Origin of the sequence: Parerythrobacter jejuensis (genome assembly GCF_039536765.1) — a bacterium.
Taxonomy (GTDB): Bacteria; Pseudomonadota; Alphaproteobacteria; order Sphingomonadales; family Sphingomonadaceae; genus Parerythrobacter; species Parerythrobacter jejuensis.
The window spans coordinates 1,580,311-1,598,875 of the sequence record NZ_BAAAZF010000001.1 but is presented as its reverse complement, the minus strand read 5'-3'; the positions used below and the strand labels follow the sequence as shown (position 1 = coordinate 1,598,875).

Annotated in this window: 14 protein-coding genes; 3 read left to right on the top strand and 11 right to left on the bottom strand. The window is 56.7% G+C overall.

The window, feature by feature from the left end:
- Positions 1 to 41 precede the first annotated feature (41 nt).
- On the top strand, positions 42 to 689 hold the full coding sequence (locus ABD653_RS07885; protein ID WP_160778172.1) for a hypothetical protein: 648 nt from the start codon (positions 42 to 44) through the stop codon (positions 687 to 689).
- Positions 690 to 764: 75 nt separating this feature from the next.
- Positions 765 to 935: an AlpA family phage regulatory protein gene (locus ABD653_RS07880; protein ID WP_160778171.1), complete on the top strand. Its 171-nt coding sequence runs from the start codon at positions 765 to 767 to the stop codon at positions 933 to 935.
- A 563-nt stretch (positions 936 to 1,498) separates the two neighbouring features.
- Here the strand turns inward: ABD653_RS07880 and ABD653_RS07875 are convergent.
- From ABD653_RS07875 to ABD653_RS07825, 11 genes are all read right to left on the bottom strand, one after another.
- A complete protein-coding gene (locus tag ABD653_RS07875; RefSeq protein ID WP_160778170.1) occupies positions 1,499 to 3,574 on the bottom strand; it encodes a helix-hairpin-helix domain-containing protein in 2,076 nt (691 codons plus the stop codon).
- 3 nt (positions 3,575 to 3,577) lie between these two features.
- Positions 3,578 to 3,985, bottom strand: coding sequence for an EcoRII N-terminal effector-binding domain-containing protein (locus tag ABD653_RS07870; protein ID WP_160778169.1), 408 nt, complete (start codon positions 3,983 to 3,985; stop codon positions 3,578 to 3,580).
- On the bottom strand, positions 3,982 to 5,775 hold the full coding sequence (locus ABD653_RS07865) for a DEAD/DEAH box helicase (RefSeq protein ID WP_344705322.1): 1,794 nt from the start codon (positions 5,773 to 5,775) through the stop codon (positions 3,982 to 3,984). The genes ABD653_RS07870 and ABD653_RS07865 overlap by 4 nt, the downstream gene beginning before the upstream one ends.
- 5 nt (positions 5,776 to 5,780) lie before the next feature.
- On the bottom strand, positions 5,781 to 6,620 hold the full coding sequence (locus tag ABD653_RS07860) for an HNH endonuclease (RefSeq protein WP_160778168.1): 840 nt from the start codon (positions 6,618 to 6,620) through the stop codon (positions 5,781 to 5,783).
- Positions 6,610 to 8,412, bottom strand: a complete 1,803-nt coding sequence (locus ABD653_RS07855; protein WP_234032117.1) for an ATP-binding protein — start codon at positions 8,410 to 8,412, stop codon at positions 6,610 to 6,612. The genes ABD653_RS07860 and ABD653_RS07855 overlap by 11 nt, the downstream gene beginning before the upstream one ends.
- Positions 8,342 to 8,794: a very short patch repair endonuclease gene (locus tag ABD653_RS07850; RefSeq protein WP_325065417.1), complete on the bottom strand. Its 453-nt coding sequence runs from the start codon at positions 8,792 to 8,794 to the stop codon at positions 8,342 to 8,344. The genes ABD653_RS07855 and ABD653_RS07850 overlap by 71 nt, the downstream gene beginning before the upstream one ends.
- Positions 8,795 to 8,798: 4 nt before the next feature.
- Positions 8,799 to 10,046, bottom strand: coding sequence for a DNA (cytosine-5-)-methyltransferase (dcm, locus tag ABD653_RS07845; RefSeq protein WP_160778166.1), 1,248 nt, complete (start codon positions 10,044 to 10,046; stop codon positions 8,799 to 8,801).
- 210 nt (positions 10,047 to 10,256) lie between these two features.
- Positions 10,257 to 10,988, bottom strand: a complete 732-nt coding sequence (locus ABD653_RS07840; protein WP_160778165.1) for a hypothetical protein — start codon at positions 10,986 to 10,988, stop codon at positions 10,257 to 10,259.
- Positions 10,989 to 11,221: 233 nt separating this feature from the next.
- Entirely contained in the window at positions 11,222 to 15,148 is a 3,927-nt protein-coding gene (locus ABD653_RS07835; RefSeq protein ID WP_344705321.1) for a tetratricopeptide repeat protein, read from the bottom strand.
- Entirely contained in the window at positions 15,082 to 15,945 is an 864-nt protein-coding gene (locus ABD653_RS07830) for a hypothetical protein (RefSeq protein WP_160778163.1), read from the bottom strand. Before ABD653_RS07830 ends, ABD653_RS07835 begins: the two co-directional genes overlap by 67 nt.
- Positions 15,942 to 17,006 carry a type IV toxin-antitoxin system AbiEi family antitoxin gene (locus tag ABD653_RS07825; protein ID WP_344705320.1) on the bottom strand — a complete coding sequence of 355 codons (1,065 nt, stop codon included), beginning with the start codon at positions 17,004 to 17,006 and terminating at the stop codon, positions 15,942 to 15,944. Before ABD653_RS07825 ends, ABD653_RS07830 begins: the two co-directional genes overlap by 4 nt.
- Positions 17,007 to 17,724: 718 nt before the next feature.
- Here ABD653_RS07825 and ABD653_RS07820 point away from each other — a divergent pair.
- Positions 17,725 to 18,501 (top strand): DUF2189 domain-containing protein, encoded by a 777-nt coding sequence (locus tag ABD653_RS07820; protein ID WP_325065356.1) that lies wholly within the window; start codon positions 17,725 to 17,727, stop codon positions 18,499 to 18,501.
- Positions 18,502 to 18,565 lie beyond the last annotated feature (64 nt).

The following is an 18,565-nucleotide window of genomic DNA, read 5'->3' as shown; positions in this document are numbered from 1 at the left end:
GACGCTCGACTCTGCTGCCGAACGCGATACGAACGAGGTCCATGGCCTTTGAAGTTACTCCGAGCGGAAAGCCCAACGCAGGCGATCTCAAGCAAGAGGAAGGCAAGGACGGCTGGGTCTATACGACTTGGCGTCTGACAAAGGTCTCACGCGATAAGATGATTGCGGCATGGCCCGAATTGGATCTGCCTTGGGTGGATCTAGCCGCGCGCGAGTTCGAGGTTGCTTGGGCGAATAAGGGATCCAATCGAGAAGGCTTTGTCGGCTGGCGCGATGATATCGAGAGCCTGTCGGCGGCGTCCGCGAGGCTGCTCAAAGTTCTACAAAGCTGTGCGTTTCCTGCGCGACATTCCCTGGGCACTTTGGAAAGGGAATCCGGCTCGGCGTCGCTTTACGAAAGCTCGGTCGAACTTGTCGAAGCTCTGGTCGCGGAGACAGATCGGTTCAAGCAGCTTTCCTCTGGTATGGACGCGCGTAGCCTCCCTCATCCTATGCCTGGCCTCATCATCAAGCTTGCTCGGCAACTTCGCTATGCTGGCGCTCCATGGGACAAGAAGTTTGGCTCGCAACTCACCAGATTGGCCACAATTACTCTCGATGGCCTTGAGCTCAGGCACAGCTTGGACATTCGTTCGAGTGTCAAAGATACGCTGAAGTCTGGGGACCAAAGGCTCGAAAAACTTCGATAGTCCCTCAGGACTCTTGTGGCGCCCCTGGGACATCTGACTATCTTCTGGGACCGATACTGAAAAAAGGATCGGTTAATGCGACTTATTCGACTTCCCGAGGTAAGGCACAAGACGGGCCTCTCTCGCTCTCGTATCTACGCGGACGAGACCTTTCCGAAGCGAGTTCCTCTCGGCGCGCGCGGAGTGGCATGGGTAGAGGCCGAGATTGAGGAGTGGATCCAAGAACGGATTGAGCGCCGCGATTAGTGATAGGTCACTGTTCGACCTGCCGGTGAAGCCTCAAATCCAAATTCAGCTTTCAACAGTGCACTGCAAGGGAGGGGGGAGTGAAAAACTCTGGAGCCTCTCGAACGGACACCGGCGGGGTGCAAAAAATCTTGCATGGTTGAAATTTGAGGGGGGGGGGTAGTTCTCCGCGTGTCGAAGCATATCGGACGGTAAATCCCGCGTGTCACCGATGGTCCGACGTCTCGCCAAAGATGTCGAAGCTCCGGTCGGCATGCTGGTCTTCTCGTTTCGCACGGATCACAAAAACGCCACGCATATCGTAACGATCAGACGTGAACACATAAGCTGGCGGACTGATCTGAAAGAACCCGCAGGCTGGCATCTCCTCGCGATCTTCACTACTAACCTGAGATCCAAGCCAGAATGTGTATTTGCCCGGCGATGGTCGACATATGGTGCTCAGGCTTGGACGTCTCGTCGCACGCCAGAGCCGAGGATCATGGTGCAACGACGCGACGATGAACGTCACAGTAACGAATGTGCTGATCCACGGGTTACTGGATAACCAATTCGCGAGCCGACTAGTGCACGCTGCGAAATCCAGTCAGCTTCACCGTAGCGATGGGAGTCGCTTTGCGCCGGTTGTTTTTTACTGACCCGTAGCTCTTCCTTGTGGGCAGTCCGGACAGCACCGCCCAGATCGTCGGCATCGCCATGGTCATGGCAGTTTCCTCGACCTCATAGACCTGCTCAAGGCTGCGGCGAAACGTTCTCTGGTCGTGCGCAAACTGGCGATAGATCCCTTTCATCTCTTGCCACATGGCCAGCCAGTCCTCGCGGAAAATACAACGGGCATGACCGCCCGTCTCTCCTGCAATGGAATGGGCAAGGCGAGCCAGGGTTTCTGTTTCGGTACGCTTGAGATCATTCCCCAGCCGGCCCAGACGTTCACCCAGCGCTGCCAGCGTGGGGCGCTCATCAGGCAGCTTGCATATGCGATCTAGAAAAACTCGTTCTGAATCCGTCCAGAATTTACCCTCCCGGATTATCAGCGCGATATCCGATTTCAGATTCCCAAGGTATTGTGCAGGCGTCCCGTCGCGTGAAGGGACCAAGGCCCTCCCGGTCGCTTCACCTAGAGTTGCTGCCGGCGAGCCCGCTGCCATCAGTTTCGGTCGCGTTGCGCCGAGCACGCGGAATACATAATCCTGCTGCTTCCCGAAATCCCTACCCTCCAGCCATTCGAGCCGAAGTTCGTCCAGCGTCGTGACGCCGTTTTCCGCGAGACATTTCGCGAGACTTCGGGACGCCCCGATATTCGTCGTCGGCCACTGCCTCACAGGTTCAGGAAGGGATCGGAAAAGATGATCGGGCGTGTTCCCGAGGCGACGCAGGTCTGCGGAGGTCCTCGCGGTTCCTTCATATATCGCAATGATGAGCGGGAGAAGCTTCATCGCCTCTCCCATGGTGCACTGCCATTGTTCGGCGATGATTCCAGCAAGCTCGGCAGGCGCTACCTGTTCACGGTCAGACAACTCGAGAGCAAGAGACTGGAAGCGGCATCTGAGCTCAGGATGTACAATGACGCAGCCCAAGATCGGATGCGGCGCCATCAGCAGTTCACGAACCTTTACTAGGATGCGTTTCTCGATCTGCCGGACCCTTTCACGTGTCACCGGCGGATCGAACATGGCGGCGACCTCCTCTAGGGTGGCGGCATCCGAGCCGGATCGCGCGATACGATTTGTGTGTATCTGGGCGGCATGATCGGACGGGTCCTCCTCGCATATTTCGCGTATCAGAGAGGTGAGCGCAGCCGCCGGTTCACAGCAAACCGCCTCACCTGAATCTGGGACGACTCTGACAGACTGGATCCGGGCAAGCATTTGCAGATCAGGTCCGCTCTCACCCCAAGCCTTTCTCAGGATCTGAATCCTTTCCTGTGCGAGCCCGACTGTTTTTCTGCCGACGCCGGGAAGTCGCCAGAGTTTTGCGGGATCTTCTGCAAGGGATCCGATGGTCCGGAACCCATGCCGCCGAAGTTTCGAAATCGCGGCACCCAGACCAAGTATCGAAATATTCAACGCACAGAACTCTTCCGACAGCTCCGGTTTTTCCTCGTGGTGCTCGTTGCTGTCGCGGTAGATCTGCGACAATCGCGGAGTGCCGCTTATCTGCGCCAATTTCTCCCCCAGCCTAAGGATTTTCGCTCTGCCGAACCCTCTCCAGGGCAGGATGCCGGTTTCGAAAAGATCAATGAGTTCGCCGAGGTTTTTTACGCCTTCCGCGATCGGGATATTCAGGAGCGCACCGAATTCCTTGCGCAAGGCTTCCAGTGGGATGGACCTTTCCTGCTCACTGAAGCTGCCCATGCCGAATCGTGATGAAAGCCAGTAGATATCGCTGCCGCAATCGCGCCAGAAAGACACCCAATCGACCTGTTGATCACTGACATTCCGCATCAGGCGTCGGCACTGATCAAGTATGTCGGGTGTGCTCTCCTCAAGCGCGCGCGGCGTCGCAGCATTCCCGTTCGCGGCATGGCCCACGGTCAGAATGCCGGCCTGCTCGAGCGAATTTACGCAATCCGGGACCAGCTGAAGATGCCGGAAATTCAGTTCGTGCAATTCCGTCGGAATGCTGGCCAGACTATCCATGGATCAGTGAATCCGGCGCCAACCGGACAGCTTTGTGACTGTGGGCCGTTCCGGCGAATCTGCATGCAACCGGATCTCGAACGAGCCATCGGACCGGTTCTCAAAGACAACGCTCTGCCCTTCACGCGCCCCCACGCTACGGAAGTAGGCAGTCATCCGCGTGATACGGTATTCATTGCGCGTTCCATCGGGATCGTGAAGCTTGTTGTTGTAGTAGACATATCGGAAGCGCCACCATTTGCCTGTCTCGTCCCTGCAGTCGATCAGCCGATCGGGGTTCTTGATGGCGGGATCGAGCGGGGGAAAGAAGGTGAGCAGTTCGCGATCACCTTTGGGCACAAGGATGCCAGCCTGATGGCTCCCGTTCGCGCCAGTGTCGTTTCTCGTCAGTGTCTTGCTGAATGCAGTCACGACCCGCCTCGGCCCATATCGATCGCCTTGCGGAGATCGGCTTTCTCGGCCTCTGCATCCTCCATTACGGCATCGCCCATCTCGCGGCGGCGCAACGACCGCTCAAGCATGACCTCTTCGACAGTGTCGGGATAGAAAAGGCGATAGATGCGTACGGGTTGCGTCTGCCCTCGCCTATGGGCGCGGGCACTCGCTTGCGCCTCAAGCGCAGGGTTCCAGTAGAGCGTGTAGTGGATGACGATTGTCGCCGCTGTGATGTTGAGCCCGGCTCCGGCGGCTTTGGGATTGAGCACGAGACACGCTGGTCCGGCAAACTCGGTAAAGGCGTCGACTATTTCCTGACGCTCGGCCTGTGGAGTGGAGCCGTTGATTGCATTCCAGTAGGCATCGGGTAGCAACCCAGCCACTCGCTCGAGAAGCTGGACCGTGCCGTTGAAATTCGAGAACAGCAGTACTTTGCGTCCGTTTGCGAAGGCCTCCTGAAGGAGCTCCAGGGTGGCTTCGAGCTTCGGTGACATCAGCTCGGAATGTGGCAGCAGACGGATCGCTTCATCGATCTCCATGCCATCCCGGTCCGGAAAGACGTGGTGCGCGCACAGCATCGCGAGCTGATTCACGGCGACCAGATGCCCCGCCTGCGGATATTTTTCCAAGACTCTGTTCCTCAGCGTCATGTAGTCATCGGAAAACTGGACACCCGTATCAATTGGGAGATCGATGTCTATGCGCTCAGGCAGGTCCTTGGCCACGTCCTCGACCCGCCTCCGGAGTATCAGCCCTCCGACGATTGAGGAAAGGGCGCCGGCACCTGCAACATCGTCAGTGTAGCTTGCTTCGAAACTACTGAGATTTCCTAGAAGACCCGGGACAGCGAGGTCCATCAGGGACCAGAGATCCCTCAGACTGGTTTCGACAGGTGTCCCGGTCATTGGCACCATATGCTCACGCGGAATATTCTCGATTGCTTTCCGTCTTGCCGTCTCCGGATTGCGAACTGCCTGAGCCTCGTCGAGGATGATCCATCGCCAGTTCACACTTTCGATCAGCGCGCGATCCGATGCCACTGTGTCGTAGGTGGTGATTACAATATCGGCCCTCGCTAGATCGTTCGAGATACCTGCGCGATTGGAACCGCGATGCAGGAGATGGGTGAACGAGGGGGCGAAGCGGAGCAGTTCTTGCTGCCAGTTGGTCAAAAGCGTAGTGGGAGCAATAATCAGCGCCGGATTGGCCGGTGACGGACGAAATTTCAGGAGCAGGGCTATGATCTGGATCGTCTTACCGAGCCCCATTTCGTCGGCCAGTATAAAGCCGCCCGCACGCCTGGCCCTGTCGGCCATCCAAGCCACTCCGTTGGCCTGATACTCAAATAATTTGCCCTGAAGCCCTCGGGGAGAGACATCGGTCTCGAGATCCGCCGTTCCAGTCAGATCGAAAACTTCCGGACGAAGATGGAGCCGAAGGCCATCGGCGACGCGAGAGAGCTCCAAAGCCTGCGCGAGTGTCAGACTGTTGCAATCGAGACCATCGAGCATTGATTCGGCGATCGACGGGGCGTCAGGAGGAATTCGTCGTATTACTTGATCGGCTTCGACCCAGTCGTGATTGATCGAAGGCATCCTGTACCTTAACGGTCCATCGCGGGTCTGTTTCCATCCCTCCAGAACGGCGACGAAGGCCTCGTCTGCATTTCTTTCGATCGATAGGACTGGTTCGAGAAACCGGGAATCCACACGCAGACCCTCGAATTGCGTGGACGCGATTTCACTGAATCGGGGCGGATTGGCCATTCTGGTCAGAAGAGATCTCCCGTTGACGAGAGCATCGACTGAAGCTCCTCTACTGTGAAGGGCAGCGGGCGCCTCCGGTGTGCGGCGCGGTGACAGGTCGGACACAATGGCACGAGGTCCGTTCGCGGATCATAAAGTCGACCCTCGTCGCTGAGAGAAAGCGGCTGCGAGTGGTGGATCTCGACGAGTGAGTCCTCAAAGCCGAACTGTCTGCCATGGTCTTCACCGCAGACCTTGCAGATCGTTCCATGTATCCTGATTGCGAGAAGTCTGTTGCGGGGATTCCGCTCGCGTCGTCTTATGGTCGATACGCGAATTGCACCCTCCATTTCAGCGTCGCATTCGACCTCGCCCACAGTGTCATATCCGTTTAGTTCGGCCATCGCTGCCATCACTGGCACAATGATCTCTGAGGCGAGACCCCGAATGCGATCTTCCGCATTGTCGTGCTTGGCCCGTTTGGAAACGATGTTGAGCGTAAACTCGCTGTCGAGGGACCACCGACGGGCCTCCGGCCGGGGAAATTCAAGTGCGCGGGCATCACCCTCTATTGACTCTATCAGCGAAATGGCGAGCTCATGTGACTCGTCATCAGCCAAGTTCATGCGCTCGAAGACTGTCCGGCTGAAATCCCCGAAGGCGAGAGAAGCTCTGAATGCATGCATGCCATGCGGCTGGATTTGCAGGCGTGGGCTGCGCCTCCAGCCGAGGTCTGCGAAGCCGATCTCCAGAGCAGGTGGCTTTCCCGAAACCATCCGCGTGAGAATTTCGGCCCCGGTTCCTTCAGCAACCTCATCCCGGACGATCGGATCAACTGAGGAAAGTGTAGGAAGGTTATTCGCCACCGTTCAGATCTTCCTCGTCCGGAAGCGGGAGCACACGCAGCAGGCGTTTCAGATTCGTCGAAACCTCTTCCCGTATGTCCTCGAACAGCGGCTCGAGATCTTTGTTTGTATTGTCCAGCTCTGCAGCAGCAAGAGCCCAGAGCAGGTAATCCATCCCTTCGATGGAGTACCCGTTATCCTGCGCTCGCATGTAGATCTTGGTGTAGAAGTCGTGCGATCTGTTTATCCGAACGCCAGTCCGGAGAACGTCCGATCCTCCGACCGGATACATGGCCGGCTCATAGAGATCGCCAGATGGCAGAAATTCGACCGGCTGAATGTAGACCGAGCCCGGATCCACGTCGGACTTTTCGACATTGTGGAGCACCACCCGCCCTTTCCGGTTCTGGATTGTCGCTTCACCGGTTTTCTCGTCGTAGGACTCTCCCCGCGGCTCCTTCCTGCCTGACGTATTGTCGATGTTCGTATTTGATGCCGAGTGATCTACTCCGCCACCACCGGAGATGTCCTGCCTTGCCTTGTTGCGATATCGGTTGTTGGCCTCTCGGTATATAGGCTGGAGGATTTCCTTGAGCAGATCCTCAAGTGCAGGATCGAAAAGAATCCGTGACTTCTTCACGTCGACCCTGAAGGCATCGTCAAGCTCGTGTCCGAAGTCGAATTCGATCCTGAGAAGTGAAGTATGTGGCTCAACACCACCAAAGACACCAAGCCAGCCACCACTGTGAATGACGCGCCCCTCGCGATGGATATAGAAGCCCTGTGCATGGTTTGCGATCCGGGCGATGCCTTGCTCTTCTTTGGACAATTCCTTGGCGCGCGGAAGAATGTAGGCCCTCATTGTCGCCTCATGCACCTCCCCATTGGAAAGCTCGAGAGGGATTCTCTGGTGCTTCTCATCGAGAACCTGTTCTGATTTCTCGAGATAGAAGGGGTTCCAAGCGAGGACCTCCTCGCCGTCGATCGTCAGACGGATATCGCGCTCGCGGCGATCTGTACCGTCGAGGAAGCGATAGTAGACGAGTGCACAGTGACGTGAGAGGCTGGCCGCTTTCCTCTTGAGTGCGTTCATTTCATGTGTGCCACCCGGGGCGGAGTATTCCCTGTCGAGTATTCGGTCGCATTTCTGCCAGACGACCATTGTTCCGCGCTCGCCAACCAGATCTTCGAAGCGCTCCTCCTCCTCATCGGTGACTGGCTCGCGCAGCATCTCCCACTGGTTGACCTCGGTCACATGATCGAGATCCCAAGCCAGTTTGGCGATGGGTTGGTCGACCGAGCGCCTGCTGTACACGGTGTATCGGCGGCAGACCGAGCTCGAGGCGGTTTTCAGGCCCAGACCAAATTTTCCGAGCGAGGCGAGATTGTTCCTGACTGGCGCACCATAACGCATGGCCGCATGAAGCTGCTCGGCATCCATTCCATGCCCGTTATCTGCGAAAGTGACGATCTTGCGCCCCTCCGTGTCCATATCGAAAAGGGCATCGATCCGGTTTGCGCCGGCTGCGATTGAGTTGTCGATGATATCGGCTGCAGCCGTATTGAAATTGTAGCCGGTATCCCGAAGCCCGTGAATAAGGCGATCAGCGTCAGGATTATTGACTAGTGATGGATCAGTCATGCAAGCCCCCAAAAATTCCTCAAGCTGAATAACACGATGATTAGGTTTGACTATCCTGCTTTGTTTTATGGACGAAGCCGTCGCAAGCAGGGCGCTATGATTAGAGCACGGTCTTATCGGGGCCCACGACACACCTTTCATTGGCCCCTTCAATAAATCTCGATAACTCATCCAGAACGTCCGCCAGCGGTCGCCGCATCCTGCCTTTCAGCTGGCACTCCCATACCTCAGCCAGGCGCCATCCCATCCCCAGAATTGCCGCTCGATTTTTCTCATCACGCTGGACGTTCGCTTTGATCTTGTCCCGCCAGAACTGTGCCCTCGTCTCAGGCCATCGGAACAGGTGACAGTCGTGACCGTGCCAGAAGCATCCCCGAACTTCGATAATCGTTCTCCATTGCGCCAGGACGATATCTGGGCGGCCGGGCAAGGTTCTGTCATGCAGTCGATATCGATATCCGCGCCTGTGGAGGCCAGATCGGATGAGCAGTTCCGGTTTTGTGTTTTTTCCGCCGATACGAGACATCATATGGCTCCGGGTTTCCGGACCCACAATGTCAGGCAACGGACGCCTCCGGTTCGAACATCGTCCGGGAGGCTACGACCTGCTCTTTGGCCAGCGCCCGTCCTAATGCAGGCTCCATGTGCCGGGCAATCGCTTCGACAACCGGGACGACTACCGCATTGCCGAACTGGCGGTAGGCCTGCGTATCAGAAACGGGAATAATCCACTCGCGATCATTCCGCTCGAACCCCATGAGACGCGCACACTCTCGAGGGGTCAGTCGGCGAGGACGAGTACCCTTCTGGCTGATGAGGATCTCGGAGCCGTCCTTGTGATAGCGGGCCGAGAGCGTTCGGGCGACATCGCCTGGCCCATTTGTCGTGAAACCGAATCCGTTCCCTGCCTTCTCGTGTTTTTCGCGATAGGCCTGCAGGTAGGCCCACAGCTTCGGCGTCAGGGTGTACTTCGAATCGATCTCATTGTGCCCCTGAAGGATTGCACCCAAGGTTGGCCATTCCTCTTTCGGAGGAAATTTCTTCTCGATCTGCTCAAAGCTGAATCCGACGTCCTCTCTGAAGCCAACTATAAAGATGCGCTGACGCTTCTGGGGCACGAAGGGGGCAGAGTTTATTATCCGGAAGTCGATTTTGTAACCGAGTTCCTCAGTGAGAGTACGCCGGATAACATCGAAGGTATTTCCTTCGTCATGGCTTTGAAGATTTTTGACGTTTTCCAGCAAGAAAGCGGCTGGACGGTGATGGTCAATTATGCGCGCAATATCGAAAAACAGATTGCCTTGGTCCTCGCACGCAAATCCGTGGGCACGGCCAAGCGAGTTTTTTTTCGACACGCCGGCAAGCGAGAACGGCTGGCACGGAAAGCCGGCCAGAAGAACATCAAACTCCGGAATTTTCGAGGGATCTTGGCCATATGGGCGAATGTCGCCGGCGAACTTATGGTCTTCGCCATCAGGAAAATTGTGAAGGTAGGTCTTCTGTGAGAACCGGTCTCGCTCGCTGGTGAAAATGCATTTGCCGCCGATCGCCTCAAATCCCAAACGCATTCCGCCGATACCTGCGAAAAGATCGATAAATTTGAAACTTTTCTGAGTCTGATTAGGGGAAACCCGTCTCGCAACCAATTCGCTGATCTTTCCTCTGACCAGTTTCGATGGATGACACTCGCCACTAATGTACCTTTTGATCTGTCTAGGAGACAGTCCGAGTTCGTCAGCCGCAGTCGCAGGGTCTAGTCCAGCTTTGTGCAATTCCATTTCGAAAAAAATTGGGTCGTGCGACATCTAACCATCCTGAGCCTAGGCAATTATGAGACAGGATGGCACCAACCTTCCCGCCGCGCAAATCTGTTCTGCATTTGTATCCACAGCGTGAAAACGGAACGACAGGCACCCAAATTCTGAAGGTCTCCTTCTGGGCCGTTAGCCGACTGGCCGCATTTGAACCTAGTATCTGAAGAGCGGACGTTCCGCTGACGCCCCAGGTACGCACGCTCATTCATTTACCCAGAAACGTTCCGATGCTTTTCCGCGTGACGACAGTAACCGCATTACTACCGCCTCGCTGCCAAAAACTTCGATTGGATCGAAGAGGTATCTACGAAACATGGCTTCATCAATCCCCGCTTCGCCCATACTATCTCCGACCATTTTAAGCCGAATTTTGAATTTCTCGGCGACAAACTTTATCGCCAATGGGAGCATCCGCTCTAACCGTTCAAGCGTTTCGCGATGCCAAGTGGTTTCATTGGTTGCTGCCGCTGGGGTCCATTGGCCATGAGCATTCGGAACCGCAAACAGAGAGACCTTGTGCCATAGGCGATCTCCCACTTTGTGGGTTGGGTTAACGTGGGCCAAAGCTTCGTTTCGAAGCGAAATTAGAGCTTCATGATCCTCTTTCTGTTCACTCGATAGGCCTTGCTTGTTCAATTGGATCGATCCACGCTCGACACCTTTCCCACCTGTTGATGTCGCTCGCGCGTAGAGCATGACAGCCGTTGTCTGCAGAGCCTTGATGACCGTTTGCTCGGCAGGGCCGTGTGATTTGCCCTCCTGATCTACGATCGCCCGAAGCCGCTCACAGCAATCGCTGGCCTGCAAGAGATCGCCGAGACAGGCTTCAGCCCGCCACGCCTGCAGGAGGGTTCCCTTCAGCTTTTTTTGCTTTCCAGTCCGCTTGAGATCATTCGACAGTGCCAACAGATCGGTGAATGGCGGGTAGTTCATTTCGCGACTCCTCAACCTCTCTTACTCGTCTCTAGAGCGTATGCGAAAGGAAGCTTGTCACCGTCCGCTTCTCATTCCATCTCAGTCGCTAAGTGGCGGCGCACGTTTTGGGGCGATAGCTGACAGTCCGGTTTTGGCGGTAATCGCTTCAAAGCTGCCATTCAGCTTCCGGCCTCAGATCAGACCAATAACGAATACTTCAATGCTGGATGAGGGAGAGGTAAGAACTGGCGCTACAGAAAATGTCCTTGCCGCCAGCTGTTCAAGTATTCTGCTGAGCGTTCGCCCGTCCACGTCCTACGACGCACCCGATCCAAGTGTTGGCCCAGCGCGTCGAGAACCTCCCGCCAGTTTTCTCTATCCGCGATCAGGCGGTCAAGGAGATGGCCGGCGCAGCGCCCTTGCTCGAAGCTCGGAAGGTCCGACTGCCAAAGCCGCTCCATAGCCCCAATCGTAGCGAGAATATGTGACGGCATGTCTGCATCTGCCCCACCGAGGTATTCCGCCGCCGCCTTGAAATGCGCGTATGACGGAGGTGGCCCATTCTCGGCAATTCCGGCAAGTGTGCGGCCATTTAGTGAGACATGACCATGTCGCCATACCGCGAGGTTGGCTACGACGCCGCATTCTTCCTCCTCGGTGAGAAGCTCATTCTCTGCTAAGATCGTCGCGCATGTCTGGAGCCAAGCAAGGCGCTCAATCCCGAACTGCTGCGCCAATTGGCGCAGGTTGAGCTCATCCGACAAGAGCGTCGCCACCTTCGCGCGCGCTAGCAGGATCGGATCCACGAGCAAATCTGCGTCACAGGCAACGACCCCAAGGTCTGCGCCAGAGAACTCCTCGTCATCGACCGGGCAGATTTCGCAATGCTCCTGGATAAAAGCGATGCCTTCATCGATCCTCTGTACGATGATCCGACTTTCGGCGGCACTCTGTTCAGTCCGGACGTATTCACCATCGATATAACCGATCGATCCATGATCGTGCTTGGCAGACAGCTCACTCTCGCTGCGCATCTGCAGGAATTCATCGAAGCTCGATTGTGCCAGGAAAAGGGTGCCGAACCATTCTTTGAGCGCAGGCAGCATCCCGAACTGCATCGCCCGCCATGCGGTAAGCGTGCAAAGCACTGCACCCTTGCCCTTGCTTTCTCGCACGACGTCTTCCGCATAAATACGCTCCGCGCCGATCCCGTGGCAGGTCCTAATCTCCCTGCCGCTACCCGCGATATGCTCGGCCATTCCAACCACACTGCGTTTGTACATTGGGGCGAGCACGCAGACAGGTATCGGATGTTCATCATAGATATCGAGCATGCTACGCGCATGCTCGGAGTGATCTTTCGCGATTTCTAGCACCGACGAGACGTCATCACCCTTCATCTTGACGGTGAACATCGAGGTCTCTTCAGGGAACCGGTCCGCGTGGGTTTCCATGATATCGTGCAGCAGCCAGACCACACGATGCTTGAGTGCGGCCAACTCGTATTCGCGATCTGGTCCGACCGGCTGCGGGAAGTTGAACCTGTCGCCTACCTTCCTGCCGATAACGAGCTTTGCTAAGGGATGATCGAGCGGGAAGCATCGAGCCTCAGGGATTTCGTCGTCGGTGAGGATTCCTTGCACGTCATCGTCACCGTCGATGCCGCGTAGATGGAACCAGAGGTTCTCCCTCGCGACCGGGACTTTGGCAATGTCGTCGGGCAGGTTCTGGTCGAAGAAAACAAAGCCAGGCCATGCGACCGCAACTTCCCTAATATTCCGATTGTATGCGGCGACCTCGAACCCGAGCGCCATGCCGCGCTCGACATCGACGTCTTGGCGAAGGATCTGCGCAAGCCGCAGCTTTTCCAGAGGGCTGCCTTCAAGCTTCTCAGGGTCGAGCTTTGCAATATGTCGGCTGGCAGCGCGAAGGTCGTTTCGGCGATGGAGCGCGCCGTGAAGAAGAAGGTGCGACCTCAAGTCGGAAGGGCAGGCAGTAATCGCGATGCGCGCATAGCGTTCCGCTTCTTTCAGGTCGCCGCGATTGTACTGCGCCCCGGCAGCGATGCGCGCATACCCTCCCTCTTTCAGAAATTCCTCTGAAAGCGAGCCGAAAAAGGCGCTCGTCCCGCTAGCGCGATCGGCATTCGTATAAGCCATCGCGAGCCATCGAAGAGGCGGCGTATCGATGTCGGTAGCGACATACCCGGCCAATGCTTCCACCACCTCCGACCATTTCTCTGTCAGATAGCAAAGATTGGCGAACATGAGCCGGTGTGCGTAGGGAATGTCGCCTCCGGCCATTTGCTTTGCGATCTCGAAAACCGCTTCGAACCGGTCGGGCGATTGCTGGCTGAAGAAGTCCGCCACCATAATGTGCACTGGTAGGGAGTCCGGCCATCGGGCAAGCATTTCTTCGGCATCGGCGAGGGTCGCGCTCGGCGGGTCGGACAAAAAACGAGCCCGGAAGACCATGGTATCGAACTGTTGAAGCAGCTCGCCTTCCGTCGCTGCTCGGCGTTCATCATTCGCATGTTCAATGATCTTCTGCCATGCACCGGTCGCCGACCAGATGTTGAGGAGAAGCGATGTTCTTTCCGAACTCTCGGGAAGCGCCGACGCATGCGCATCGGCTTCTTCCAGCTTTTCTTCATCGAGTGCTGCGTGCGCGGCGACCGTTAAAACCTTCGGACTTTCGGGTGCAATTCCGAGCAGTTGCGCAGCTATGCGCCGAGCGTCAGCTGGCCGCTGCAAGGCGCGGTACAGCGTGACCAAATTGCAGCCGCTCGTCAAAAAGGGATCTTGATCGGCATTGTCGTAGCAGCGCGTGCGTTCCCATTGCTCGGATAGCAGCCGCTCGGCTGTCTCCAGATCGCGGCGGCTTTCGCTATCAACGATGGGCGAACGACTGAATTGTCCATCGCCAAGGCGTTTCTCCAGTAAAGCATCCGCAGCTATTCGCTTTACGTCATCGTTATCGGGGTCGGTCTCTAGGGTCTGGAGCGCGCGCGTTACGAATTCGTCCATCCTGCCTCGCTGGCGCAGGTAGTGACATTCATAAATGCGAACGAGGGTCCGATCGAGGAGATGGGGTGGCACGATTGCATACGGGTCGATTTCCTCGCCGAGAAACATCGCGCCTTGGAATACAAATCCTGCCGCATGTTCGTCGTCCGGATTGTCCTGCAGCCGCTCCTCGGTTGCCTCAATCGAAGCGTCGAACCGGCGCAGCAGTTGCAGTCCCAGGATTCGGTTCGTGGCGATGCGGTCATCATCGGGATAGATTGCGTAGGCTTCGAGAAGACATTCGCCTGCGCGTTCTTCATCGCCCAGTCTTTGATGGCAAAGACCGATATTCGCACGCACACGCGCTCTTACCCGGGGCTCGTCCGATGAAGCTAGGCGATCCTCGAGCTTCGTAAACAGCTCGAACGCGCTGTTCACCCTGCCGTCGTTGAGCATGTCACGGTAAGCGTCAATTTGTGCGTCCCACTGCGTCAGCAGCTGCTGGCCCTTGGCTGTCTCGCCAGCGACCCCTTGCAAAACGGTCAGCGTTTCCTGCTGAACGAGATACGTGGTATCGACCTTGGCGCTGAGCTGCTCCGTCTGCTTGGCCTGCTCTTCGCCTATTGCTTCGAGACGCCGGGTGAGGGGCGTGGAATCTGGATAGAAGGCATCGAGGGCTTTCTGATCTTCGCCGATGCGATCCTGCAGCGTGTTCCAGCCCCAGATTTGAACATCGATCGCGCGGCCTTGCGCCGCCTGTTCCTGAGACAGCTTCGCTGCGATCTCATCGTAGGTGACGTCGTCTTCGGCGGTCGTCGCAATGAAGAACTCGGTCAGCTTGGGCCTGAAGTAAAGCGCCTTCTCCAGTTCGGCGCGCGCTTCATCTTCGGTTAGCTTGCGCCCGGTAGTGCGCAGTTTGCACTGAATGCCGACGGGCTGTGCCGGATCACGGTCGCGTTTTCCGACTACATCGATACCTTTTTGGACCTTGCCGCGCTTTGCCACGCGTTTGACGTTTGGGTCGCCAAGGATACTGCGGAACAAGATAGCGATGTTCTGTTCGAATATCGCTTCGTCTGGCGGGATCGGAATAACACTTTGTGTAGTCACGTTTTGCGAAGCCCCAAGGCGCGCAGCCAGGCATCGATCTGTCCAAAGGCGTCCTGCTGCCATTCATCAGCGGTTCTGCCATCGAGCACATCGGTTTCGTCCACGAAATTGCGAACCGATGTTGGCCCGTAGCTTTCGAGCGTCTCGAATTTGGCGTCGATTAGACTGAAGCCCTCGTTCCCGCTCGGCTCATCCAGCAAGGGCCGGCAAGCTTCCGCCAATGCCGTAACGCCGCCGGGATAGTTCCGCAGGACGTAGTAGATGTCGTAAGCGTCCTTCGCCTTCATTCGGCCATCGAGCGCATAGCCTTTCATCGCCAGAAAAGCTGGAATTGTGCAGACTGCGATTGTTACACGGTTTGTGCCGCCCCCGGGCATTCGTCCGGCGACCTCGATCATCTCTTGGTAAGCAACGCCCAAGTCTGCGCCATTGGCTTTCTGGACCGCGAAGCCTTCGATCAGCTTCGGACCTTTTTTGGCTACGGCGCTGTCGCGCGGCATGAGAAAATCGATGATGACCTTGACCGGTTGCCCGCCATCTTCGAGGTCGATCTCCCGCTGCAGCTGAAACTTCGCGAGCGATGCCGACTGTTCATAGCCTTTCTCGAGGAGGCTCTCGACGAGGAGGGCGTATTCTCCGTCATCCAAGGCAACGGGATCGAGGTTGAGATCGAGATCCTGCGTGCCGACATGCGCCATCTCTGCGTCTTCGAGCAAAAGCCAAGGTACCGACCCGCCAACGATCGTGTATTTTCCGCGATAGCTGCCCAGAATTTGACCAATCTCGACGATGACCGATTTGACGGCCGCGCTCGAGCGCCCGTCATAGTCGGCAGCGGACCTCGGTTCACCGCGCCTCACCACTGCAGGACCTCCTCACGAAGGTGCGCTGCTGCCTCGCGGCCGCGTTCGCCAGCTGTCGTAAGATCCAGATAGGTCTGGATCGGATTGGTAATCTGCAACCCGTTCTCGAGTATCGTCCTCGCCTGAAAAACGACACTGTCGTTGGGCATGCGGATATCGATGTTGGCGCCTTTTGGCGCGCTTCGAAGATCGAGACGTGTGTACAGTTCGCCAAGCCCATGCTCGTCGGCGTAGAAGTAGGTGCGACCCGTTCTTGCATAGGGGGCGATCCACTCTGCAGCGGAGAAGGAGGCGAAGAGCACGTTTGCACGCGGGATCTCGCCAATGATGGAACGGGCCGCTTCCTGAAGCTCTGCGCCGTGCAAGTGGGTGTAGAGTTGCACATGCTCGCCTGCGGGCACGTCGTATTCGTCCTGCCAACTATCGAGAAGTGCGCCTGGGTCGCTAAGCCATAAACCTTCGCTTGATTGCTCAGCCCACTCGCGCTGACGCAATTGCTGGCCGACTTGGCTAGCGTGACCAGCGCTTACGCCTGCCTTCTCGGCGAGCTCGCCGACCCGCCACCGGTGTTCGGGCGCACCGAGCATGACATGAAGGATGGCGGCAGCTTTAGGCTTGAATAATGAGCGCAGCGCGCGCTTTTCCGCTTTGGGCTTTGCATCTGTCCTATGGTCGATTTCCAACCCTCCGATTGCGAGATAGGCGTTCCCAACAAAATCGAGGTAGCCCACGCCGCTATCCCGGCAGATTTGCTGGGAAGCAGGTGAAATATATGGCGCTGCTAGGATCGGATAAGCCTTCTCGCCATAGGTTGTGGTGGCCTTTTCCAATTGCCAGAGCGCTTGTCGAACTCGCGCTGGCTCGGCATTCCTTTTGACCTCGACAATCAGCGAGTGCCGGCTCTTTCCGCGAACGAACGTCGCCAAGATGTCTATACCGGTATCGCGAGCCGCCGCCTGATGCAAAATCTCAACGCTACGCACCGAGCTCATGCCTTCAAGGAGATCGGCAAGATGCTCGGCGGCTCGCTTCTCATTCAATGATTCGGTCATATTCATCGCACGGTGAATATAACCATTTTAGTGAATTTCAAGCTTTCGTTAGGCGGTTAAGCACAATCACCGAGATACGGCCATGAACTGCGGGTGCTTGAAGGAATCGTTCGTTTTCGAACGCGACTATTTCACGAAAGCCGCTCGCACTTTAGCAAATTCATTCTCTTAGGCCGCAATGGCCGTCAAGAATGTCCGCTCTCAGGATCAAGGTACCGAGTGGCTATGTCTTAGATTGGGGCGCGAAGACGCCTTTGACACAAAGGTCGCATTCAGAACTATGACGAATTGCTCGAGGCTCTTCGCTAACTGTTGGCTACTGACTTCGGAGATCCGTTTCTCTATGACCGCGTTGTTCCAACAGTCCCATCTGTTAATTGGGACCAATTGTACGGTCGCGGTGGGGTGTCCGAAGCCTAGATGCGGGTTAGCGTCATATTTGTCGCACTCGAACCGCTACAGCCAAAAAGTCCTGGGGCAACCGTAGGGGCAAGCACGAAGGCATTGCAAAAATTGCAGGCAATTTCTGATTGATAGAAGCCCGATGTGGTTACTCTTCTGGCACCATTTTTCACTCAATCATTGATCATCGATGTTCGAAAAGGGGCATGGGGCTGGCGGTCTCTTGCCGAGATATCTCCCCAACGACCGGCTTGGCGCTTGATGCAGCGGGCGAACTGTTGCACCATAGATCGGTGGGCTCTTGGAGAGGGAGATACCCATCGTGGCAGAACAAGCAGCCATATCGCCGACGACCGTTGCAAACGACCTGACGGTGGGGGATCTGGGAGCAGCCTTGAAAGCGGGATTGGCCGACTTCCGCGCTCACTCACAATACGGACTGTTTTTCGCGGGTGTATACGTCGCGGCAGGCGTTTTCTTGTATTATGCGCTTCTGACGCGCGATGAACTGGCGTGGCTTGTCCCGGCGACGGCCGGCTTCCCGTTATTGGCCCCGTTTGTCGCGGTGGGCCTGTATGAGGTCAGTCGCCGGCGCGAGGCGGGTATTCCGATGAGCTGGGGCGCCATACTGGGCGCGATGCGCGGGCGTGGCGACGAGCAAATCCTGAGCATGGGCGTGATCGTCTTTGTCGCATTCGCGTTCTGGCTCATGGTTGCCCACGGGATCTTCGCGATCTTTCTCGGTGAATCAGGCATCGGTTCGGATCCGCTCGCTGTTTTTGCGACGTTGCCGGGTATCGCCATGCTGGTTGTCGGAAGCATCGTGGGCGGTCTTATGGCGCTGGCCTTCTATGCGATAACGGTTGCCAGTCTGCCCATGCTGGTCGATCAGGACGTCGATTTTATCAGCGCCATTATTGTCAGTCTGGCTGCGGTTCGCTCCAATAAGAGGGTGTTGCTGCTCTGGGCCGTACTGATTGCGGTGCTGTTGTTCGTCGCGATGATCCCTTTGTTCCTGGGGTTGCTGGTGGCATTGCCTGTTCTGGGGCATGCGACCTGGCATCTCTATCGCAGGGTTGCCTGCTCTCAGTCAGCGTAGTTTGCCCGCGCGGGAAACAGAGCGACCCGCCAGCCAGTAGGCTCGCGGGTCGCAATGCCGGAAC

Excerpts from the sequence above, each read along its gene's own strand:
- ABD653_RS07885 (WP_160778172.1), top strand. The coding sequence starts at position 42 with ATGGCCTTTGAAGTTACTCCGAGCGGAAAGCCCAACGCAGGCGATCTC.
- ABD653_RS07880 (WP_160778171.1), top strand. The coding sequence starts at position 765 with ATGCGACTTATTCGACTTCCCGAGGTAAGGCACAAGACGGGCCTCTCT.
- ABD653_RS07875 (WP_160778170.1), bottom strand. The coding sequence starts at position 3,574 with ATGGATAGTCTGGCCAGCATTCCGACGGAATTGCACGAACTGAATTTC.
- ABD653_RS07865 (WP_344705322.1), bottom strand. The coding sequence starts at position 5,775 with ATGGCCAATCCGCCCCGATTCAGTGAAATCGCGTCCACGCAATTCGAG.
- ABD653_RS07855 (WP_234032117.1), bottom strand. The coding sequence starts at position 8,412 with ATGAGTTATCGAGATTTATTGAAGGGGCCAATGAAAGGTGTGTCGTGG.
- dcm (WP_160778166.1), bottom strand. The coding sequence starts at position 10,046 with ATGTCGCACGACCCAATTTTTTTCGAAATGGAATTGCACAAAGCTGGA.
- ABD653_RS07840 (WP_160778165.1), bottom strand. The coding sequence starts at position 10,988 with ATGAACTACCCGCCATTCACCGATCTGTTGGCACTGTCGAATGATCTC.
- ABD653_RS07835 (WP_344705321.1), bottom strand. The coding sequence starts at position 15,148 with ATGGCAGCAGGACGCCTTTGGACAGATCGATGCCTGGCTGCGCGCCTT.
- ABD653_RS07825 (WP_344705320.1), bottom strand. The coding sequence starts at position 17,006 with ATGAATATGACCGAATCATTGAATGAGAAGCGAGCCGCCGAGCATCTT.